Source organism: Moorena sp. SIO4A1, from assembly GCF_010672065.1.
Lineage (GTDB): Bacteria > Cyanobacteriota > Cyanobacteriia > Cyanobacteriales > Coleofasciculaceae > Moorena.
In genome coordinates, this window is record NZ_JAAHHX010000088.1 from 1 (window position 1) to 21,258 (window position 21,258).

Genomic DNA, 21,258 nt, shown 5'->3' on the forward strand with positions numbered 1-21,258 from the left:
TTTGAGTACTGTACCTGATTCAATCTTCGGTACAACCAAGGAGAATTCTTTGAGTTGCATTTTGCCCTTCGCACCTTGATGACAATTACCAGTTTACATGCTTTTCAAGCTTAACCGAACCGTATTGGGGGGGATTCCTGTTCCCTTTGATTAATTTAGGTATACCAATCTAAATGCTGAACAGCTTAACAATTAACAATTTTCAAATTACTAATGACTAAAGTAAGCCTAAAAAGATCGGGTCTTGCTCCTGGTAGGACAGAAATGGTACAGGACCGATGAAATAGGGTGTACAACCTAAATCCACAAACATGTTACGGACACAATAGCGGAAAAACAAGGCTGTACCAGCAGAGCCTTCTGTTTCTGATGTATCCCAAACCACTACCTTAAAGGCATCGCCAAAGGGGTGTCTACCAGTGGGTTCCATCCCATCATTTATTTGTCCTAAAAAACCGGAACCTCCTTCAACTTCTTGATATTTACCACTAATCCACTGCTTACCTTTGATACTTGGCTGACCAGCTAATTCGATATGAGCGCATTCACTTTCACAGGGAACTTTAAATCCTTCTTGATCACTACCGGAAATGGTATTATTGCGTTGAGATTCAGCTATGCCAAAGGCGATATCTAAAATACCAATGGCGCTCCCTTGTGCTTGAATCGGATTGGGAAATTGGGAAAATGGTACTTGGGATAAGCCAGGAACTTGAGCGATATTGGTATTCTGCCAATCCTTAAATGCAGCGAGGGGAGCAACATCAATACCAGGTAGGGAATCTAAGCCATAAACCGATAGGTCAAGGGTGTCAAAGGAAAGGTCTCTGAGGTGGGGTGAGAATGCTAAAAAGTCTCCTAAGGTTTCTGTTGGGTCAAAGCTACTCGCCAAATTGATGGATAGTAAACCAAAGACTGGTTGCAGCTGTTCTATAGTATATCTCTCCAAATCAGGGATGGCGTCTACTAAGCTACCTAAGGTTTGGGAGCTCATTAACCCAAAATCTGCTAAGGACAAATTTCCTAAGTCCAATCCGGTTAGGGACATAATGTTATTCAAGCTAAAATTTTGTAGCTCAAATATCTGCTGAAAGTCTCCTAATTTCATATATTGGTCTGGTGTTTGACCAGCTAACCATGTCCTTGATGGGTCATAACCTACGGCTTGAATCACGTCTGAAGACGCTTGAAAAGAACCCCCTTGAGAAATACCGGGAAAAGTTCCGAAGGTGACTTGATTCCAATTTGGTAGTTTTGTCCCCTCCCAAGCTGTGGTTGGGACATAGTCTTGCAGAGGATAACTTGCAGCATTTAATGCTACCTTGGGTTTTACATTTGGTTTTACGTGTGGTTTTACTTGTGCTTCTACCTTGGGTTCAATTTTCGTTTCTTTTACTGGTAGTTTACTGTTTTGAACAGGAGTAAGAGTTGCGACCGCTGTTGGCATTCTTAATCCAGAGGCAATAAGAATACCAGAAAGTACAAAGCAAAGACCTAAGCCAGTGACGAACCAATAGAGTAGAATAAATGCTTTTCGCCGATGGTTATCCTTTTGCCACCAAGGTTTCTTTTTATTTGATTTTATCTGATGCTTACTGCTCATTCTTTTTCTCCTGGATTACGACTTCTTTAGTTAGGACTTCAATGGTGTCTTTCTGTTCATCTCTTTGTGAAATGGCTGTTGGAACAGTTGGACGACGACCCATTTTTTGCAATTTATCGGCCAATTCTAAAGAAATACCGGCTTGAGTGGCGGCATTTGAAATAGTCTGACCGTCTTTGAGAAAAACGACGAAATTATCTAACTTTCTATGGAGTTCTGAACCCTTGACTAAAAGTCCTTGTAAGGTTGCTCGAAAGATCCCCCGCTCTATGGCATCGACGACTATAAAGTCTACGGAAGGAGTAGGTTTATTAAACTCAATGACTACTTCGCTAGGTCGGTCAGCTGGAGTCACTTTAAATAGGTAAATTTGCCTACCCTCAACAGAACGAGTAACTACTGTCAAAAGTGTGCTATTTGTCTTTGGTATACCAGGAATATCAAGTTCTTCAATGCGGCGCAAATGAATTACAGTTGCCTGATTATACTCACAATTTTTTTTAGCAACTAAGTTATCTAAGCAACCATCGACATCAACAGCAACGAATGAGGGATTATCAATCCAGAGTTTTTCAATAACTTCCCCAGTAGAAATGAAACTGATATTTACCCCATATCCTGGAGCCAAGGCTACTGGATATGGGTTATTTTGAGGCACTGAAGATTGCCCAGAAGAGGTTAGACTTACCCGTTTGACTGCTATAGCTGAATTACCAGGATCTGCCCAAGCTGGCTTAGCTAGAAAAAGGGATAAAGCAAATAGTAAAAGAATTTGAGTTTTGGCTGGTTTAATTTTTAACTCTTGACCTAATTGAATTTGCAAGGCTGAAAAAAAATTATTCATGGCTACTTACAAGCTCCTAAAATTAAAAATTATACTGTCAAAATTTATAGCAGTTTTTAATTAGATGAGGTCCATATTTTTGGGAGGGGTTAGGGGTGGGTTTCTCTTTCCTGTTCCCTATTCCCTATTCCCTGTTCCCTGTTCCCTGTTCCCTGTTCCCTGTTCCCTGTTCCCTAAAATCAGGAACTCTGTACCTCACCAAATTGAAAACCGCTATACTACAACTCAAAGGGTCTGTTGACAAAAACTTGTACTGAACTCCCGGCACCCATATACCACAATTTGGGCAAATTTTGTAGTCGGCGTGTTGCTGAAGCATTACGCTCTACAATGTCCTGAGCAAGAGGTTTAAACCCTCCCTCAAGCACTGCTCCCCAGAGGTTGCGGTCTCGACTAGTGAAGGTGCTAGACTGGCTTGAGCCAAAACCACTGGAGGTGATAATTTGACTCCGTTCAGGTTGATTGAGTACTTCTCCTACTTTGGCAGCAGAACCAAACAAGAAGGCGATCATGTCATTTTTGGCGATATCATCAGAACCCCGATCCCAGACATTCGCCACCATGGGATTACCTTTATTTCCTCTGAGACTAATCACTCCTGGGGGTAACTGATATTCTTGGTCATCGATGATTAATGCGATCGCATCACTATTCACTAGTCCACTGTCATCAACCATGTCACAGAGAAAGACAATTTTGGTACCAGCTTTGAGCAAAACTTGGTTATCTTCATCCACTAGAGGCTCACTCAGACGCACCACAAATCGTTCATCCAAATTTGGTTGTTGAGAATTTCGAGATAGGTTCGACTTTGTCCAAACAATTGGTGTCACTAATTCTCCAGCTGCTTCTTGACCAAAGGAAAATAGCTTCCGTCTGATTGCTCTGCCAGCTAAAATACTGGCTTCTTCTGAGATAGCAACTTGATCAGCAAAAATAACGGGAGATCCATTGAGGGGTTGGGGAGGATTGGGAGAGTTGGAAACTCTCTGTACAGCTGGAATTGAGTATGTATTAGCAATAGTAGAGCGTCCCCTGATCCCATTGTTTCGTTGGGCTACTGGTTGTGTTTGTGGGCTTGGTTCCATCATCGCTACATTTTGCTCTGGCGCTTCTGGAGTATTGCCAGAACTCAAACCATAACTTCCCAGTTGGCTCAAAGCCAGCCATTGCTCCATGGGATCTATCTTTGGTGCTGGGGCTGGAGGAGGTGGAGGAGGTGTTGGTGCTTTTGCCACAGGGGGTGGTGTTGGTGCTCTCCGCACTGGTGCTCTCCGCACTGGACGGGGTGGGGGAGCTTGACGAATTACTACTGGTTGCTGCACTGGACGCGGTGGTGGCGGAGCTTGACGAATTATCACCGGTTGCCGTACTGGACGGGGTGCTGGACGGGTTGATGCTCTTACCACAGGAGGGGGTGGTGCTGAACGCACTGCTGGCCTAGGACGAGGTGGTGGAGCTGTTTTCGGTGATGGGGGTTCTTCTGACTTGGCAAGCTCTATGGTTGTTTTTGGTCTTTTTTTCTCTTGAATGGCTTGAATCTGTTTTTGTTGCTTGGCTAGGGCTAATTCAGTCTTCAGTCGTCCGATTTCAGAATCGGTCGCGTTTTCCGATTCCTTCTCAACACTGGTGGGAATTGGAGTAACTTTTTCGACCAATTTCTTCTTAGAAGACAAGGAGGTCATCCCTGTAAAAACTAATCCGGCGACTACAGCAATTGACCCAGTTACTGCACCAACGGAAGCGCCTTTTGCCCAACCGGATTTTGCGAATTCTTGTTGGGTAACATTTAAGTCTGGATCTAAATCAGCGGTACTATCAGTCGATGCTATTCCCCCCTGACTTGTAGGATTTTGTTCTTGGTCATAACTAGTATCAAATTTTAGCAACTCAGCTAATGATTCTTCTGTCCATGTCGGGGCGGTATTCTCTGCACCACTGTTCTGCTGAATCAGAGTTTTTTTACTAATTTCTTCTTCAGATTTATGTTCCAGGTTTTGGACATCAAAGTCTTTGAGATCTGATAGCTTCATAATTTATCCCAGTTGCTGTAGTTATTCCAGTTGATGTAGTCATTAGTCCCACAACACGGATGTGTAAACACGGACAGATGCACGGATTAGTGGAGTCTTATAATCAGGACTATTGGACTTAGGATTCAGGTTTATTTTGAGTCTAAATCTTTGATACTAACTACCTCCAAACCTTTCTCTCTGGCCTTAGCAATAATTGGAGGTAGACTATCGTCTGCCATGCCTGGTGAATACTTAGGAGGCTCCACTGCCCGTACATGAATCTGTTTGTTGAAGGGAATATAGGTGGGCAAATTATTGGTAGTATCTAGAACGGTTAAGGTGCCAACCAAATCGATTGTCCATTCCCCTTCTTTTATTTTAATAGGTTCTCTGACAAATTGGGGGACAAAAGCAAATTGTGTTTTACCCTTAAATACGTTGGATGGCGTTAAGTCTACTAACTTTAGGAGAAACGGATCACGAAAATCATCGGCTAAGGCAAAGCTAGCTTTCCAGGCTTGAGTAGATATTTTACCTCGACGCCTACCTTTGCCCTGAATTTCTACTCCTGGATCAGAGTCTAAGTTAGAAAAGGGAACGCCATCTTTTCCAGGTAATCGCCCTGTCCAAGTAAACAGGTCACTCATGGTTTTAATTGTAAATGCTTTAATTACCTCTGGTGTCCGTTCTTTATTCCCAATGGCTTCTACGGCAGTGGTTTCACCAGTATTCAATTGCACCAAGGAAGGAGCTGGCTTATTAGCTAGCCTTGCTTGAGCGCCATACAACAGGGCTAGGAAAAACAGAATTAAGGTATTGTAAGCAAAGTTGCTGATTAAGATAATCCCCAGACTATCCGTCACATTGAAACTGGATAACCAAGTACTCTTCTTACCTCTTTGGAGAAATTTTAGCTTATTCTGAGGAGAACTAGTCGTGCTTTCCATTTATTTCAAGCCTCCTAATACAAAAGCACTGAAGGAGTTTAAGCTATTAAAAATAGCTAGACCTCCTCCAGCGGCTAATACTAACGCTAGGATGGGGGCAATTAATCCAGCGACAAAAGCAAAAACTAATGGGTTATAACTCTCAGCATTAACAATTAAGGTTGCGACTAAACCAACAATAATGTTGTAGCATATTTTCACTAAACCGATGGAGAAAAAGCTAATTAACCAAGCGTAAATTGCCTTAGCCCCCACAGGTAATAATGTGGCCCCTACCGCTAATGGACCTAATAGTCCGGTTAGCAACATCGAAACTTCTGCTACCCACTGAAATGCCATACCAATCGACATTAACCAACCCGTTACTGCCGTTTGTAAGGCAAAGCCTACTCGTTCAGTAACATTCAGAGGGTTAAGCAATGAACCAATTTTATCGAACCATTGTTCAGATGTCGGTAACGTTTTAGAAAAGTCCCGTGCTTGTTGCTCTGCATTTGTTAAACAATCCACCTGTTGTTGAACATCGACGATAGAATCACATTGAGAAACCAAGGAATCAATAACCGCCTTCGCCCCAATATTTTCTGTCACAATTTGGTATGATTCTTGCAAAGAAATTCTGGCAGATGTGTTTTGCAGTAGTGAATTAGAGGTATTGTTGATTACACTTCTGAGTCCTTGGGTGCCATTGGCTAACATTGCCCCATCATTCGCTAACAAAACTGCGACTAATAAGGGCCAGATGATCTCAGACCACATAATTGGCTCATCGTATTCTATTAAGGCTTTTGCCCATTGAGTCATGAATAGAACTAAGCTTCCCACGGCAAAAAACACCCCCAGTTTAGCGATCACAGCATACAACCCACCTCCGAGGACTTCACTCCAGAGCTCATTCATGGCTTCTGCGATCGCAATTTGTCCGGTACGACCATTTTGGATAATCTGGGAGGCTCCATTACTAAATTGAGCAATTAAGTTGGGGGTGACTATCATTTAATGATTACCTCTTTACGTCATTAGCGATGGGATGACCAGAGTGGAGACATTGGGGAGAGTGGGTAGATGAGGAATTCAAAGAGATCGGCAGACGGAGGAAATCCGGAATATAAGGACGAACAGACATGGCGATCGCTACACATGGTGATAAACAAAGAAGGTAGGAATAGGGACAAGCAGGTAAGCTAGACCAAGGAGACATAAGAGAAATAGTTGTGAGTGAGGAGTGTTATAGCGCTACGCGCAATGGCATTGGCAAAAGGCAAGAGGCAAAAGTTGACTACAACAGGTTTTGCTGCTTGTATCAATGTCAAACACCTTAATGGGTAGTCCTATAAGTGCTAAGTGAGTCAGTTCAGAATTGATAATTATTGAAGAATTCTGGATCCAGATAACTGTTGACGGTCAACGGTTAACGATTAACAATTAACGATCAACAGCTACCTGTAGGGTGGGCAAGGTTTTGCCCACCCTACCCATGGATTCTGTGCGTAAGTCCTGTAACTAAAACAAGCCACTTAACGAGGTGATTCTCAAAGTTTCCATACCAGCGCCCAGTTTTTGGTATTGATCTGCCTGAGTTTGTCCATCCAAAGCACGAGAGATATTGCTCTGGAGCATGTTAGAAATTTCTTGTCGTTGCGCTTCTTCAACAGTAGCGGCTTGCAAGGAGCCGAGTATGGCGGCTTGACGAGCATTCTGAAGAGCGACTTCTTTGATCACATTCTGAGTAACTGTCTCATTTTGAGCTGTTTGAGCTAATTGCTGTACCTGTGAAACAGTATCCTGCATTTGCTTTAGCTCCTGGATTGACTGCTCCTGTCCTTCTTGACTCAGAACACGAGACGCTGATGCTCTAGCAACTTGCCTTTCTACTTCATTAGCAAGTTTGTCTCCTTCATAAATTGGGTAATCGCTTTCTTGGAGACTTTCCTCAATTGACGCTCTGACGTCTTCCACATCGGGGAGACCTAAAACTCCCATGGAATCTTCCAATGCTGATTTCAAATCGTTGTCTATGGTTTCTGGTAAATTGGTAAATTCATCGAAGAAATTTGTAAAGTAAGACTTAACCTTCTGAAATTCCTCAACAAACGAGTCAACAAAACTATCCACAATTCCACCAGAAGCATAGGCGGGTTTAGGAACTGCTGTAATTAGCGTACTAATAATTAACAACTGTATCCAAGTTTTGGTCACATTTTTCGCCATGATTGAACTCCTAAATTGAATAGTTACGAAAAAATGCTGAAGGCTGAAAAGTTAAAAATGAAAGCTAAACCATATAGCACTACGCATTGAGATTAGGACATTCCTAAACTCCGAAACGTAAGTCTAAGCTTACTTTTTACTTCTGACTTCTAACTTCTGACTTGCGCGTAGCGCTATAAAAGCGTATCCCTGACTTACCTAAATTATATACTATTTTTCAGCTTAATTTTGAAGTCGAACTTTTGCTCTCGGCTCGGGTAACTTTGAATTGACGACTTGGACTTCTGAATTACGCATTTCTGCCATTTTTTTACTAGCATAATGCATAGCCATAATTTTATCCTGGGGATGTAAGCGCATTGCTGTCTGACGAATTGCTGATTCTTCAGGATTATTAGCAACTGCTGTTAACAGTGCTGAACCGGGATAAAATCGACAGTAGGTGTAAATCCCATTGTCATCGAGTAACCATTGAGAATACATTCCTTCTTGTTTAGGGAAAAATCCTTCTGTGGCATTTTTGTTAATAATCTCTGAAGGATATTTTAAAATATTAACAAAGCTATCCACTGCTGTTGGTTGAATTCTCCCTACTAAGCGAGTTGTTATATTCTGAAAAATTTTCGCTGCACTGGGAGACTTGGAAATAGTATCTGGATCTTGAGCCGATAAAATTACCCGAATTCCGGCTTTGGCTCCATTAGCACACAATCTGCCAATTAATTCAGCAATGGAATTATATTGGAACAGAATGGGACTTTCATCGATGAAAAATATACTCACAGGTGAGGCTAAAGAACGTCTTAATGCTGCTGAGTAAATCCCTAAAGAAAGTAGTGCAGCATCTTCGTCACTACTAATATTCCGTAAGGCAAAGACTAATAACTGAGCATCACTTCTAAAGGTAGAAGGACGACTAATCGCTTTTCCTACTCGGCTATTTATCCAATACCTCAGTCGCAATTTTACTTGATCCAAGCCTTGAAGGATATCCCCAGATACAGAGGTAACCCGCAATCTCTCTAAAGAACAAAAATCAATAAAATCCGCAAGGGTAGGCATTAATTGCCATTCTTGAGAGTCTAAGCCATTGATATTTGCTGCTACATAACGGTCATGGATTTGATCATCATCAAAAAAGGCTTTGATTGCTAAGCTTAACATGGCTCTGATGTTATCCGTATAAGTCCGGTCATGAAACGTCGTGGAGCCAAGAACCATTAGCATTAGTGCTTCGACTAAGAATTCTTTGTATTCTGTAAGTCTCTCTTGTTGTAGTTTAGCATCTAATCCCTTTAAATTGGGCAACTCGAAAAGATTAACTGCCTCTCGACCAATATCAAAATAAGCTCCTTTATCCCCGAGAAAAGCGGTGTAGTCACTAAAGGTAGAACTGCCATCGGGTTTTGGATAATCCATAGCTGAGATGGGGATACCATGAGCCAAGGCTTGGGTAATAATTCCCGATGCCAAAACAGATTTTCCACTGCGGGTGGTTCCGAAAATACCTAGGTTTTTATGCTGTTTGAATAAGTCAATAAAAACTGGCGTACCTCCTTCAGCAGAGATTAATTCAAATCCCGTTCTATCCACTGTCCGGGTTTTGACTACTGGCATTAACCCTGGTGCAATATGGCTTAAATAGGTATGCGATCGCTTAAATGGACTCATTAAGAGTCTGCTCCAGGAAATTGGCAAGGTTTCTAGCCAGATTTTCCAAGGATATTCGGTCTCCCTTACCATCCAAGCTGGTGGCGGAAAATAAGATTTTAAAGTATAACACGCCTGATCTAAATCTTGTGGAGAATCGCGATGGACTAAGAAAACAACTGAGACATTAAATGGCACGGCCCCTTCATAGATAGCCGCCTGAGCCTCGACATTTTTCTGAATATTTAATTGTGCTTTAACATTAATCGTATTTTTCTCTTGTGCATATTTTGAGGAGACATTTGCCTGTTTCGTCAGCGAATGCATTTTGCTGGTTACTGTTTTAATATTCGCTTTGGAAATCTCACAAAAACAATCGGTGTCATAGACCTCATCTTTTGCCATGACTTGCCAGAGATAGCGCATTTGGGATTCTTTATTCCTCCACCCCTCAGGCTTGTCTAAAAAGAGCATGACTGCGGTATACTTCTCCTTGAGATTAATCCAACGTCGATCAGCAAATGGAATAGCGGTATAGTCTTCCATTAACAGAGAAACTGGGTGGATTTCTGAGTAAACCTCTTCGGTAACTCCAGCTTCAGTCAAGGAAAGCAACTGGGGAACTGAACGAGGTGGTGTATCATTAAATCGCTGCCACACATAATTCCAAGACTCTTGAGCAGAAAGAGGGCGAATCGATAGACCCATTTGATTGCTCAACAGCCTTTCCCAAAATTGATAGCCATTATTAAAGGCAATCTCTATCACTCTCTCGATCTGCTGTTTTTCATACTCATCCAGCTTGCCAATGAATCCGTTCCACCACTTGGTAGCTGTCATCAAAAATTCTTCGATTTTATCAGATGCTCCCTCTCGACCTGATTCTACGGTATAGGTAGCAAATAAATACAACGTCTTTGGCTTTCTAATTCCCCCTTTGGTCAAGTCTTGAATTCGCTTCTTTTCTCCCATGATTAGGTACTTTAACTCGTTAGAGTCTGTCCCCTTGATCAGCTGACTCAACGTGTTTTGTCTATCAGTGTCATCAGTGAAAGACTTTAGGTGAATCGTGAGGGTTTCCTGGTCTGGGAAATCTTTTAACCCAGCTTCGATGGCATCAAACACCGGGTCAATTAACTCCTGGCGTAAGGTGGTGTGTATGCCTCGACATTCAAAACCAAACACAAATTTATAGGAAGCTTCTCCTTTTCTGAGAATGTATGCCCCAACATCAGAGCCATCCAGTCTGACTTCTAGGAAACTAGCTAACTTACAGTCATCCTCGAACGGCTTTAAGGTTTTCTTTTTACCATTTCCTACATCAACCCGCTTCTTTCCCATCTTTTGTTTAGCTTGATCGTAAGCTTGAGTGGTTGTCATACTTTTTAGCCTTTGCCCTTTGCTTTTTCCCTTTTAACGTCTAAAAGCCTTTGGTATCTACCCATTCCTCTTGTCCATTGAGGTACAGGTATAAACTTAGAAAGAAATTTCCAATGGCTAGAGGAAGTTAGCACCCACCAAGTAGACATACCCCAAACTCCGAAACAAGATGTCCATACCCAACTAGCTCCTAGTACCCCCTTGACGATGTAATAGGCAATTGCCCAAATTATTGCCCAGGGGATAAACTGATCGGCTGGAATAGGACCAATTTTCGGTTTTTCATCAAGAGTTCGGTTAACACGACGGAATTGTTGCTCTGAATTATTTGCCATAGGTCAAGCTATTTTGGATCAGACTTGCGTTCCTATCAGTGATTGAAAAAACTTTCAATCTCAATAAAACCCTGACTACTCATCCCTTCAGCTATATCAAACTCAACAGGCAAATTAGATGTACCGTAGTTTATGCCCCTGTGCCAGTGATGTAGCCTGCTAACAGATCACCCAAGGTAACTACAATCAAAATGATGATTGGAGTACGGGCTAGGGTTTTCCAGTCATCATCTTGTTGGGCAGCATTGACTACTTTGACCAATGAAATGCCTAAATAAATTAGGAATAGTGCTCGTAAAACGTTAAACACCAGGGACACCAAATCGGCGTCTACTTCAGGAATAGCACTAGTTAGCCAATCTTCTGCGACTTGGAAAAACTGGGCATGGGCTGGCGCAGCGGTAAAGTCCAACATAAACCACAGAAAGGCGAATAGGAAAAGACAGGCTCCTAAACCATATTTCCTGATTAGCCGTTGAATTTGATTCCCAGAATTACTAGGTTGGACTCCAATCCACCTCACTCCCACAACTAGACACATCAAAAATGATACACCCATCAAAGGAGTGACGGAGGTACTGATATAGAGATCCAATGCCATTGCGATCGCAGCCATGACCATTAAATAGCCCAAGGGCACTTGCTTCAACTGAGCAAACAACTTAGCAAGCAACTTAGCAAACATAGTTTCTTTACTTTTCCAACGCTGTTGTTGACGAGGTGACATCGCAACAGAGGACTTGTTCACCATGGTGGATTTTTCTTTCCGTAATTTTTCTGACTCTTATTGTGATACAGAAAATTTTTAAACCGCAAAAGCGATCCTAGAGGAATAGTTCAATTTATTTTAATTAATAAATGTTACTGAGTTAAGGAGCATTTTGAATAAGCTAAATGATTGTAATTGCTTCACCTCAAGGATTACAATTACTTAACCTCTCAATATCATTGGCACAGCTCCCCAACAGTCTCACAATGTTACTCGTCCAAAAGGAATAGATAAATAAACTGAATTTTAATAAAACTCTGATAAAATAAAAAAAACTTAACAAAAAAAACGCTTAAACCCAACCTATAGGTAGAGGAGTTAGTGCTTAGTGGTTAATCAGCTATTTTGCTTAATTCTAAACTTAAAGCATGAAAATTTAACAATTAAACCTTAATCAATAATTGCTAAGCACTAATATCATGTCAGGATAATTACCCTTAATAAAAATCTGCCCCATCTCCCCATATTCCCCTCCTGGGAGGGGTTAGGGGTGGGTTCCCACACTCCCCATATTCCCCTCCTGGGAGTAGGGCTGTTTCATTCTGGCCAAAAATAGATGGGGAGATGGGGAGATGGGGAGATGGGGAGAATTTTGGACGAATAGTCGTGATTTTGGCCAAATTTATCTAACCATACTCAAAAGCCTAATCACGAATTGTTAGTCATTTGAGTTGATTGAAGCCGGCTAATTAGTCAGATTTTAATGACTAAATTTGGGGATTTTTCGGAAAATTTTGAGCTATTTCCCTATCCCCCTATCCCCCTATCCCCCTATCTCCAATAATCGTTAACTTATTAAAGTTTGAAACAGCCCTGCCTCCTGGGAGGGGTTAGGGGTGGGTTCCCACACTCCCCACCCTCCCCGCGCCCCCGCCCCAACAGTTATAGATTTACAACAAAAAGATGCATCCACCGAATCTTGGTATCTACTTCACCAAACCACTGCGAAGTGCTTGTACTGCTGCTTGTGTTCTATCGTCACAGCACAGTTTCCACAGCACAGACCGAATGTGAGTTTTAACTGTGCCAAGACCTAGCAATAATCGCTGGGCAATTTCGTCATTTGTATAACCGGCTACGATCAATTCCAAGACAGTTAGCTCCCGTTCAGTCAGTGGATTTTCCCTAAGAATCTGATAATAGTCAGGCTCACAGGAATTGATTAAAGTAATCCCAGAAAAATTCTTGCCGGGTGACTTGATACTGTTTTTTAGGAGATAACCAGCTATTTCTGGATCAATCCAGTGTTGCCCTTCATAGGTAGCTTTTAAAGCATCTAAGAAAGTACTGGTGTCTACATTAGTTTTAGGAAAATTGATACGTTTTAGATAATAGGAATCTACCCCAGCCCCAAAAGCGCTTATAACAAATTCTTCTGATGTGTCCCAAGATAGCAGCAATATGTTAGGAAAAAATGCCACTTTCCAATTTCTGACTAACCGCAATAACGCATCACTATTGCTTGAATGCTCTAAATTAATGACTACTATGTCCGGGTTAGATTTTTTTAAAAAGGCCGCCACATGACGCAAGCTAGAAACTTGAGACACCAAACTGACTTCTTTGTACTGCTCCAAGACTTTTCTGAGACCTAACTGCGTCAAATCACCCCTCTCAATCAGTAACACCCGAATTTCTTTGATTACGTTCATAACCATTGACTAGAACACTGATACCGAAATTGACAACTTAGGATGTGTTTGCTGACCTGACAACCCAAAAAAAAATGGAAGCGATTGGCCGTAGGCCACGCTACGCGAACGCGCTCCATAGCTCAAGATTGGTCAGCAAGCTTGTGATCACGAGTCGCCACCTACCGAAATTGTTTCCATCGGTTGATTAGCGCTTTGACCCAATATTACTGATGATACAACTCCGGAGTATTTTACGTGTGTCAATGATAACTTTTGGTTGACTATTTATAGTTGAAGGTTAACGACACTATGTCGTCAACCTTCAAAACCACTAAAATATTTCTCTTTTTTATCCTTATTTACCCTTAGTTGGATTTTTCGCTTGCTCTAAGGCAATTTCTTTAAGGGCTTGATAAGAGTTGATATTAGAAGCACCCTCAATTGCCTTGACCGCTAAATCCTGAACTTGTTTGAGGGCAGTATCGAGTTGCCCGGAAAGACTGTGTATCCGTGCTGAGGATTCTTTTATTGTCTGTTCCAGGGATTCAATTCTTAGCTGATAGACACGATTATTTCCTTCTAATTCCTTATTCTGTAAGTCGGCTTGAATTTTGACCTGGTGGCTAGCAATCGCTTTGCCTTCTTCTTGGGCTTTTTTGATAGCAACTGATTTTTCCTGGTCGAAGGCTTCTACCTTAGTTTTTAATTCTTCAAACTGCTTCTCTCGCTCTGCGATCGCATTTTCCCGCTCTGCCCATTGTTTCTCTTGTTGTTGCCTCGTTTCCTCCAATTCTTTGTATAAACGTTCTTGGTTATGGTTGTAGGTTTCTTGATCTAAGCTGCGTTGTAGGTCTAAATTATAATCATACTCTTGAGCATCTCGCTTACGGGTTTTATTTTGTTCTTCATTCCGTTCTTTAATAGCTCGTTGCTGTTCCTCTTGTTCTTTGTACCAGGATTGTTTTAACTGATTAATGTCCAGCTCTAACTCTTCCCGTTTTTGGTAAATTTCTTCATCGAAAGCTTTAGAGCTATTCTGATAGGTTTCGATTAAGGTATCTAAGGTATCGTCTTGAATTTCTGATAAATTGTGGAGTTCAGCAAGTTGTTGAGTTTCCTCAGTAACCGCTGTTCGTAATTCTTCTAGCTTAGCCGCTTCTGATGTTAGTTTTTCCGACAACTCACTGACACTACTCCCAAACCCTAATTGCAGCTTAACCAGGCTGTCTAGGGTATACCTCATTTTGTCTTTCATGACTTTTGCTGGTACAGATCCATTAGTTTGCTTTTTTTCCACCGTGGATACTTGAGGAGTTTGCGTTTTGTTCATCTGCTTCATTTCTTTTTCCAAAGCATTTCGTTCTGCTAGTAATTCCTTGTAAGCTTCTAAAATTTCTGCTTTGGTGTTCTTGCTGTTAGGTTTGCGTGTCATACTTTCAAGGTTATATTCTATTTGACAATTTCTGAACTGATATCACTATTCACTAATTTTGATCCTTGCTTCTTGAAGACCCATCAAAAGCTTTCAAGGTCAGGGCTTGGGACTGTTTCAAGGTCTCTTGTAGCTGACTATAGAGATTTTCAATTTGTTTATTTTGTTTTTCTATGTGTTGCTCCAGGGACTGAATTTTAACGTCATAACCCTGTTGAGTAACTTCCCAGCCTTTGGTTAGTAAATCAGCCTGTACTTTAGCGTCGTTTTGGACTTTTTTAATGGCTTTATCTTTTACTTTTTTAACGATTTCATCTAGCTCAGCAGGGAAAGCTTCCACTTTCTGTTGATACTCCTCAAACAGGTCTTGAGATTCTTGTAGCTTCTGTTCTCGCTCAGACCATTGCTTTTCTTTTTCTTGATTGGCCTCTTGCAATTCTCGCTCCTGGTTACGGCTCAGTTCTTCATACTGATCCGTATCAATTTTACGGTTACGTTCTAATTCGTATTGATAGTCAGCTTCTTGGCGTTGTCGTTCCCGAGCCAATAATTCGTTTTGTTCTTGACGTGCTATTTCAAAGTCTTCCTGGTCTTTTTGCCAAAGCTTACGTTTTTGCTCTTGGTCTTTTTCGATCTCTTCTCGCTGTTGATCTGCTTTTTGCTCTAGGGATTTTAGCTTTTCTTGGTGCTCTTGATTGAGCAAATGTAAGGCATCAGCTACAACTCGAATTTGCTGAAGGTATTGCAAGTGTTCAGTTTCTACTTTAATCGCCAGCTTTAGCTCATCAAGTTTAGAGGCTTCTGAGGATAATTTTTCTGACAATTCATTAACGATGGTGCCAAACTCTAGCTGTAAATCAGCCATTCCTTTGACAATATTATCAACGGTATAGTTTGAGGCAGTTTCCAGGACTTGTTGATTTTTAGCTTTTTCCGCTTCTTCTTCTTTGGTGGCAATTTTTGAGTCAATGTTTTGCCGCTCTTTTAGGATTTGCTCAAAGGCTTGGAAAATCTGGTCTTTGCTGTCTTTTGTGGCAACCATATAGTGTGTTCCTTTGACGATATTTAGATTTTTTTAATTGAAAATGATTACTTGAAAATTGCTATAGCGCAGGGAATAGGGAGTAGGGAGTAGGGAGTAGGGAGTAGGGAATCGGGAATCGGGAATTGGGAATCGGGAAAAAATAGGTGTGTGTATTTCATTAATATGGAAAACGCTATAGTAGCCGGTGGCTGGTTAGCAATATTCATCCACCCTGGGAGATCCCCCCTAACCCCCCTTAACAAGGCAGGGCTGTTTCATTCTCGCAAAAAATAGATGGGGAGATGGGGAGATGGGGAGATGGGGAGAATTTTGGACTAATACTCGGGATTTTGGGCAAATTTATCGTTCCCTTCCTCGAAGGCCGTTAACAAATTGTTAGTGATTTGAGTTGATTGAAGGCGGTTAATTCGTAAGATTTTAATGACTAAATTTGGGCATTTTTCGGTAAATTTTAGTTTATTTCCCTATCCCCCTATCCCCCTATCCCCCTATCTCCAATAATCGTTAACTTACTAAAGTTTGAAACAGCCCTGCCTTAACAAGGGGGGAACAATAGACCCCATGAACAAAAAGTCTATGGTTGCTCTGGCTTCCCCCTTCCGCGCGGGGGACGGGAGGGGGATCCCGACGGGTGGTTGGGGGGATTTATCCAAAAGCCACGCAGTATTGACAATGCTCTTATTTGAGTTGACACTCCCCGGTCTAAAGACACGGGGATTCTTCACTCAATGATCCAACTTGCTCAACCAGGTCGGAACCAGGAAAAGTAGAGGCCGAATCTCCTGAAGCGTTTAGGTCTTTGACGACCCAAGTTCCGGTGTGCCCCACCGTACTCAAAGCTCTTTTAAGGATGTTTATTGCGGCATTATGGTCTCTGTCTAACTGGCAGCCACACTTACAGGCGTGAGTCCTAGTTGATAGAGACTTTTTCACTACTTCGCCGCAATTGGAGCAATTCTGGCTGGTATAGGCGGGATTTACTGCAACCGTCACCTTCCCAAATTTCGTACCAAAGTGCTCCATCCATTTCCGAAATTGATACCAACCTGCATCATTAATAGACTTAGCTAAACAGTGATTTTTGGCTAGGTTTTTAACCCTTAAATCTTCATAGGCGACCAGATCGTTAGACCGGATTACGCAGCGCGCCGGAGACGAAACCTTAGAATAAAGAAGCCTTAATAACAAAGATTTAACCCTTTTATGCATAGCCGACTAACCATAAAGGCTTCTTTATTCTTACGGTAACTTCTAACCAGTCTCTTGGCGTGCTCTTCACGTTGCCTACTTATTTTAAGGTGATGTCTGCCTAGTCTATTAACTGCTTTTCTGCGATTGGATGAACCTTTCTTTTTTCTAGAAACTCTGCGCTGATAGAACTTAAGGCGCTTCTCTCCCGTCCTGTAAAAGCGGGGATTTGGTTCAGTTTCTCCAGCGGAATCAGTATAGAAATCTTTTAGTCCAACATCCAGCCCGATAGCCGTCCCAGTTGGTTCTAGATCTTCTTTGATGTCTACTGAAATACAAAACTGGATATAGTAGCCATCAGCCCGACGGACTATCCGAACCCGCTTAATCTGTTTTTTGTCGAAACGCCATAAGTCCCATTTACCTTTAAGTTTGAGCTTACCGATCCCCTTCAAGTCACTAAAGGTGATTGATTTATTGTCAGGAGACAACTTCCAGCCAGACTGCTTATACTCCACTGAACGGCAGTTTTTCTGGAATTTAGGAAAGCCTTTTTTGCCAGGTACTTTTTTCTTGCAGTTGTCAAAGAATCGAACGATTGACGACCATGCTCTCTCAGCGCTAGACTGTCGAGCGGTAGAGTTTAATTCATTGGCGAAAGGGAAGTTATTAGCCAGTACTGCACTGTATTTGTTGAGGTCAAATTTGCTGACCCCTTTATTGTCCATCCAGTACCTAAGACAGCTATTACGGATGAACTGGACTGTCCGAATAGCCTCATTGATCCCAGAGTATTGATGTTTGTTTCCTTTCGCCTTAAACTCTAGAATTATCATCAGTTTCTTAAAGTTACCGTAAGAATAGTGGAGCCTTATAACAACAGTTTTAACCCTTTTCGCATAGCCGACCAACCATAAAGGCTCCACTATTCTAAGGTTTCGTCTCTGACCTCAACTGTTTCTACTATTATTCTACAACATCCAGACTAAGATTCCAGATTTTCTCTAAATATTTTGATCACGGCGGCTAAAGACCGCGCTTGTTCCTTCATCCCCGGTCTAAAGACACGGGGTTTTCGGCTAATGGGGATTTTTATAATTCCCAAACAAGAGGTTTCCCTATCAGCCAGTGGCTAATGGCAAGTACCCGAAACTACCCACAGCGATACGCGATCGCGTAGCGTGGCCGTAGGCCAATCGCTGCTCTAGAATCGTTCGTTGTAGGAGGGATGTGATGCCTCTAGGGGTGTGGGTGCAATGGTTAAGAGGAAAGACTATAGTAGTACAAATGTTCTACTTGATTGTACTGAAACTCCAGTGGATAAGTCAAGGGCAAATTGCCCATGCTAGGCTGGAATTCAAGTAGCTTTGTCATAGAAAAACACCTGAAACCCTGTTTATACAAGGGTTTCAGGCTTAATTTAATCAGGAGCCAAATCTAGGGAATCGGGAATCGGGAATCGGGAATCGGGAATCGGGAATCGGGAATCGGGAACAGCGGATCTGGGAATCGGGAATCGGGAATCGGGAACAGGGAATAGGGAATAGGGAACAGGGAACAGAGCTGGTTGAGTGACTTTAGATCATGGCGTAGGTTGGGTTGAGGCAACGAAACCCAACAAAGCGTGAGGCGTTAGTTGGGTTAGCGATCGCGTAATCCAACCTACGGGAGAATCAGCATTTCAAGGGTCTTGTCAGTTAATCCCCGGTCCGGGGTGGGTGACCGGGTGTGGGGAAAATAGAAGGGAAAATCCCTCAATTCAATTCTCTGGAAGACATTCCCAACTGATATCCCAGGGCCTTCTTCTTCATGGTCTGGAAAATGTTGTAAAATCCATTAGCGCGAGAAGGGGTTAAACTAGCGTTCAATCCTATGTCTTGAATAAAGTCAGGAGATAGGTTGACAATCTCTGTCGGCGTCAGTCCATTCAAGCCTTCAATCAACAACGCTACTAATCCTTTAACCAATTGGGCATCTGAGTCTCCCTGATACAAGACTTTGCCATCATCCAAGTTAGCGGTGATATAAACCTGGGACACGCAGCCAGGAACTTTGTTTTCTGGCACTTTATCAGTTTCTGGCATTGTCTGAAGCTTCTTGGCGTACCACAGCAACTGCTGATACCGTTGCTTGGGGTCTTTGCGGCGCTGAAAGCGTTCTACAATCCGAGCAAGAGCTTCTGGTAAAGGGCTTGAGGTGGCTGACATACCCAATGTTTAAAAAGGATTAACCATTTTATTTATAGCAGTTCTCAATACCGAATTGATAACTGCTATAAATGCATATTAGCGTGAGCATTCAGTGGTCAGCCGTCAGTGGTCAGCCGTCAGTGGTCAGTGGTCAGTGGTCAGCGGTCAGTGGTCAGCGGTCAGTGGTCAGCGATCAGCCGTCAGCAGACTTAACTCAGATTAAACCAATGGTTACCTCTTTTATTAAAAAGCTGAATGCTGAATGCTGAATGCTGAATGCTGAATGCTGATAGCTGAAAGCTGATAGCTGATCAGTAAGACCCAGAGGAGTACATAGTTTGTGAGCCAAGATAAATCGTCAACCTTTGATAAACAAAATCCTCGCCAGTTAGCATTCCTAGCTCTCCGGGATATTCATCGGCGGGGTGCTTTTGCTGATATTGCCCTGAATCGAGTGCTACACACTGCTCAGTTAACTGGTGCTGATCGGGGCTTAGTGACAGAATTAGTTTATGGTAGTGTTCGACGACAGCGCACTCTGGATGCTCTACTTGACCAGTTGGGCAAAAAGAAAGCGAATCAACAACCTCCAGATTTGCGCACTATACTTCACCTTGGACTATATCAGCTCCGCTATCAAGCCCGAATTCCTGCTTCAGCAGCGGTCAATACGACGGTTGAGCTAGCCAAGAACAATGGCTTCAAAGGACTGGCAGGGGTGGTTAATGGTTTATTACGAAACTATGCCCGTTTAGCTGCCAATTCCCCTGACCCTTTGCAGTTGCCAGAAGGGGATATCGAGGGTTTGGGCATTTTACACAGTTTTCCCGATTGGATGATCCAGCTGTGGTTACAACAGCTGGGAGCAGAGGAAACAGAACAGCTGTGTCAATGGTTTAACCAATCTCCTACCATTGACTTACGGGTCAATCCCCTCAAGGTGTCGATGGAGGAGGTGGAGGCAGGGATGCAATCTGCTGAAGTGGCTATTCAGCGGGTACCTCAGTTGGTGTCTCACGAGGATGAGGGGAATGGTGAGATTATCCCTATTTTCAGCAATGCAGCTCAGGTCCCCCAAGCACTGCGGGTTGTGGGTGGTGTTGGTGCGATTCAAGAGCTACCGGGATTTAAGGAGGGTTGGTGGACTGTTCAAGATTGTAGTGCCCAGCTGGTCAGTTATCTGTTGGACCCTCAACCTGGTGATGTGGTGATTGATGCCTGTGCGGCACCGGGGGGCAAGACAACTCATATTGCGGAATTAATGGCAGATCAGGGAAAGATTTGGGCATGCGATCGCTCGGCTTCCCGCCTCAAAAAAGTCCAACAGAATGCCGAACGGTTACAATTACAATCCATTCACATTACTACTGGTGATAGTCGCGATTGCCCTGAATTTACTAACATCGCTAATGCTGTGTTATTAGATGCTCCCTGTTCCGGTAATGGTACCCTTCACCGACGTCCTGATATTCGTTGGCGCATGACTCCAGAAAAAGTCCAGGAACTTACTGTTTTGCAAAAAGAATTGTTAGAGCATAGCGCAACTTGGGTCAAGCCCGGAGGTGTGTTAGTCTATGCTACCTGTACCTTAAATCCTCAAGAAAATGAGGGGGTAATACAATGGTTTCTGGAAGGTCATTCTCAGTGGCAAATTGAACCCCCTACTCTTTCGTTTCTTAAGGGGTTTTCAAGACCGGAAGGTTGGCTGAAAGTTGTGCCCTATCGAGACCAGATGGATGGTTTTTTTATGGTGCGGTTGAAACGAATGGATTAGTTAAGGGATATAGGAAGGGGAATCGGGAATCGGGAATCGGGAATCGGGAATCGGGGAGAGTAGTAGGGTGGGCAAAAATAGTTTTTTTTGATTATTAATGATTATACTATTTTGCCAGGGCTATTTCATTCTAAAAAGTTGCTTAAGCGTGTCTAGACCAAAAGAACAAAGTCGTTGAGCTTGTGCCATATTTTTAAACATTTGGTCACGGTATAAATTGAGTGTAAAATTACGAGCTATGG

Annotated in this window: 19 protein-coding genes and 1 pseudogene; 4 read left to right on the plus strand and 16 right to left on the minus strand. The window is 42.5% G+C overall.

Annotated features, from left to right (window positions below; genetic code table 11):
* Nucleotides 1-217: 217 nt before the first annotated feature.
* Both F6K53_RS31775 and F6K53_RS31780 read right to left on the minus strand, forming a co-directional pair.
* Nucleotides 218-1,603, minus strand: a complete 1,386-nt coding sequence (locus F6K53_RS31775; protein ID WP_293073511.1) for a hypothetical protein — start codon at nucleotides 1,601-1,603, stop codon at nucleotides 218-220.
* A complete protein-coding gene (locus F6K53_RS31780; protein WP_293073513.1) occupies nucleotides 1,593-2,447 on the minus strand; it encodes a hypothetical protein in 855 nt (284 codons plus the stop codon). Before F6K53_RS31780 ends, F6K53_RS31775 begins: the two co-directional genes overlap by 11 nt.
* 64 nt (nucleotides 2,448-2,511) lie before the next feature.
* On the opposite strand from F6K53_RS31780, the gene F6K53_RS31785 reads away from it, so the two are divergent.
* On the plus strand, nucleotides 2,512-2,688 hold the full coding sequence (locus tag F6K53_RS31785) for a hypothetical protein (RefSeq protein WP_293073516.1): 177 nt from the start codon (nucleotides 2,512-2,514) through the stop codon (nucleotides 2,686-2,688).
* Here the strand turns inward: F6K53_RS31785 and F6K53_RS31790 are convergent.
* The 3 genes from F6K53_RS31790 to F6K53_RS31800 form a co-directional block, all read right to left on the minus strand.
* Nucleotides 2,666-4,480 (minus strand): TrbI/VirB10 family protein, encoded by a 1,815-nt coding sequence (locus tag F6K53_RS31790; protein WP_293083441.1) that lies wholly within the window; start codon nucleotides 4,478-4,480, stop codon nucleotides 2,666-2,668. The two genes, F6K53_RS31785 and F6K53_RS31790, sit on opposite strands and share 23 nt — an antisense overlap.
* A gap of 131 nt (nucleotides 4,481-4,611) precedes the next feature.
* The gene (locus tag F6K53_RS31795) at nucleotides 4,612-5,409 is read right to left on the minus strand and encodes a hypothetical protein (RefSeq protein ID WP_293083444.1); all 798 of its coding nucleotides are present in this window, start codon (nucleotides 5,407-5,409) and stop codon (nucleotides 4,612-4,614) included.
* Complete coding sequence (locus tag F6K53_RS31800) at nucleotides 5,410-6,405, minus strand: hypothetical protein (protein ID WP_293026810.1); 996 nt, start codon at nucleotides 6,403-6,405, stop codon at nucleotides 5,410-5,412.
* A gap of 69 nt (nucleotides 6,406-6,474) precedes the next feature.
* Between F6K53_RS31800 and F6K53_RS31805 the strand changes: the two genes are divergently transcribed.
* On the plus strand, nucleotides 6,475-6,597 hold the full coding sequence (locus F6K53_RS31805) for a hypothetical protein (RefSeq protein ID WP_293071625.1): 123 nt from the start codon (nucleotides 6,475-6,477) through the stop codon (nucleotides 6,595-6,597).
* Nucleotides 6,598-6,912: 315 nt separating this feature from the next.
* Here F6K53_RS31805 and F6K53_RS31810 read toward each other — a convergent pair whose 3' ends face one another.
* The 11 genes and pseudogenes from F6K53_RS31810 to F6K53_RS31860 form a co-directional block, all read right to left on the minus strand.
* Nucleotides 6,913-7,620: a hypothetical protein gene (locus F6K53_RS31810; protein ID WP_293026816.1), complete on the minus strand. Its 708-nt coding sequence runs from the start codon at nucleotides 7,618-7,620 to the stop codon at nucleotides 6,913-6,915.
* Nucleotides 7,621-7,842: 222 nt separating this feature from the next.
* A complete protein-coding gene (locus F6K53_RS31815) occupies nucleotides 7,843-10,650 on the minus strand; it encodes a hypothetical protein (RefSeq protein WP_293083446.1) in 2,808 nt (935 codons plus the stop codon).
* Between the two features lie 5 nt (nucleotides 10,651-10,655).
* On the minus strand, nucleotides 10,656-10,985 hold the full coding sequence (locus F6K53_RS31820) for a hypothetical protein (protein WP_293026822.1): 330 nt from the start codon (nucleotides 10,983-10,985) through the stop codon (nucleotides 10,656-10,658).
* 130 nt (nucleotides 10,986-11,115) lie between these two features.
* Nucleotides 11,116-11,736 (minus strand): hypothetical protein, encoded by a 621-nt coding sequence (locus F6K53_RS31825; RefSeq protein ID WP_293038118.1) that lies wholly within the window; start codon nucleotides 11,734-11,736, stop codon nucleotides 11,116-11,118.
* A gap of 944 nt (nucleotides 11,737-12,680) precedes the next feature.
* Nucleotides 12,681-13,406 (minus strand): response regulator transcription factor, encoded by a 726-nt coding sequence (locus F6K53_RS31830; RefSeq protein WP_293026828.1) that lies wholly within the window; start codon nucleotides 13,404-13,406, stop codon nucleotides 12,681-12,683.
* A 337-nt stretch (nucleotides 13,407-13,743) separates the two neighbouring features.
* Complete coding sequence (locus F6K53_RS31835; protein WP_293071627.1) at nucleotides 13,744-14,820, minus strand: hypothetical protein; 1,077 nt, start codon at nucleotides 14,818-14,820, stop codon at nucleotides 13,744-13,746.
* A gap of 52 nt (nucleotides 14,821-14,872) precedes the next feature.
* Nucleotides 14,873-15,862, minus strand: a complete 990-nt coding sequence (locus F6K53_RS31840) for a hypothetical protein (protein WP_293083449.1) — start codon at nucleotides 15,860-15,862, stop codon at nucleotides 14,873-14,875.
* 705 nt (nucleotides 15,863-16,567) lie between these two features.
* A pseudogene (locus F6K53_RS31845) lies at nucleotides 16,568-17,014 on the minus strand (transposase); the annotation flags it as partial.
* Nucleotides 17,015-17,043: 29 nt separating this feature from the next.
* Nucleotides 17,044-17,889: a transposase gene (locus tag F6K53_RS31850; RefSeq protein ID WP_293038110.1), complete on the minus strand. Its 846-nt coding sequence runs from the start codon at nucleotides 17,887-17,889 to the stop codon at nucleotides 17,044-17,046.
* A gap of 601 nt (nucleotides 17,890-18,490) precedes the next feature.
* Nucleotides 18,491-18,661, minus strand: coding sequence for a hypothetical protein (locus tag F6K53_RS31855; RefSeq protein WP_293071628.1), 171 nt, complete (start codon nucleotides 18,659-18,661; stop codon nucleotides 18,491-18,493).
* Between the two features lie 146 nt (nucleotides 18,662-18,807).
* Nucleotides 18,808-19,260, minus strand: coding sequence for a SufE family protein (locus tag F6K53_RS31860; RefSeq protein WP_075897267.1), 453 nt, complete (start codon nucleotides 19,258-19,260; stop codon nucleotides 18,808-18,810).
* A gap of 71 nt (nucleotides 19,261-19,331) precedes the next feature.
* Between F6K53_RS31860 and F6K53_RS31865 the strand changes: the two genes are divergently transcribed.
* Complete coding sequence (locus tag F6K53_RS31865; RefSeq protein ID WP_293071629.1) at nucleotides 19,332-19,511, plus strand: hypothetical protein; 180 nt, start codon at nucleotides 19,332-19,334, stop codon at nucleotides 19,509-19,511.
* Nucleotides 19,512-19,582: 71 nt separating this feature from the next.
* Nucleotides 19,583-21,016, plus strand: a complete 1,434-nt coding sequence (gene rsmB / locus F6K53_RS31870; RefSeq protein ID WP_293083452.1) for a 16S rRNA (cytosine(967)-C(5))-methyltransferase RsmB — start codon at nucleotides 19,583-19,585, stop codon at nucleotides 21,014-21,016.
* Nucleotides 21,017-21,258: the final 242 nt, after the last annotated feature.

Coding starts and splice junctions, on each gene's coding strand:
- F6K53_RS31835 (WP_293071627.1), bottom strand. CDS start 14,820: ATGACACGCAAACCTAACAGCAAGAACACCAAAGCAGAAATTTTAGAA.
- F6K53_RS31850 (WP_293038110.1), bottom strand. CDS start 17,889: ATGATAATTCTAGAGTTTAAGGCGAAAGGAAACAAACATCAATACTCT.
- F6K53_RS31775 (WP_293073511.1), bottom strand. CDS start 1,603: ATGAGCAGTAAGCATCAGATAAAATCAAATAAAAAGAAACCTTGGTGG.
- F6K53_RS31825 (WP_293038118.1), bottom strand. CDS start 11,736: ATGGTGAACAAGTCCTCTGTTGCGATGTCACCTCGTCAACAACAGCGT.
- F6K53_RS31800 (WP_293026810.1), bottom strand. CDS start 6,405: ATGATAGTCACCCCCAACTTAATTGCTCAATTTAGTAATGGAGCCTCC.
- F6K53_RS31815 (WP_293083446.1), bottom strand. CDS start 10,650: ATGACAACCACTCAAGCTTACGATCAAGCTAAACAAAAGATGGGAAAG.
- F6K53_RS31805 (WP_293071625.1), top strand. CDS start 6,475: ATGAGGAATTCAAAGAGATCGGCAGACGGAGGAAATCCGGAATATAAG.
- F6K53_RS31865 (WP_293071629.1), top strand. CDS start 19,332: ATGCATATTAGCGTGAGCATTCAGTGGTCAGCCGTCAGTGGTCAGCCG.
- F6K53_RS31795 (WP_293083444.1), bottom strand. CDS start 5,409: ATGGAAAGCACGACTAGTTCTCCTCAGAATAAGCTAAAATTTCTCCAA.
- F6K53_RS31790 (WP_293083441.1), bottom strand. CDS start 4,480: ATGAAGCTATCAGATCTCAAAGACTTTGATGTCCAAAACCTGGAACAT.
- F6K53_RS31830 (WP_293026828.1), bottom strand. CDS start 13,406: ATGAACGTAATCAAAGAAATTCGGGTGTTACTGATTGAGAGGGGTGAT.
- F6K53_RS31780 (WP_293073513.1), bottom strand. CDS start 2,447: ATGAATAATTTTTTTTCAGCCTTGCAAATTCAATTAGGTCAAGAGTTA.
- F6K53_RS31810 (WP_293026816.1), bottom strand. CDS start 7,620: ATGGCGAAAAATGTGACCAAAACTTGGATACAGTTGTTAATTATTAGT.
- F6K53_RS31860 (WP_075897267.1), bottom strand. CDS start 19,260: ATGTCAGCCACCTCAAGCCCTTTACCAGAAGCTCTTGCTCGGATTGTA.
- F6K53_RS31785 (WP_293073516.1), top strand. CDS start 2,512: ATGAGGTCCATATTTTTGGGAGGGGTTAGGGGTGGGTTTCTCTTTCCT.
- F6K53_RS31840 (WP_293083449.1), bottom strand. CDS start 15,862: ATGGTTGCCACAAAAGACAGCAAAGACCAGATTTTCCAAGCCTTTGAG.
- F6K53_RS31820 (WP_293026822.1), bottom strand. CDS start 10,985: ATGGCAAATAATTCAGAGCAACAATTCCGTCGTGTTAACCGAACTCTT.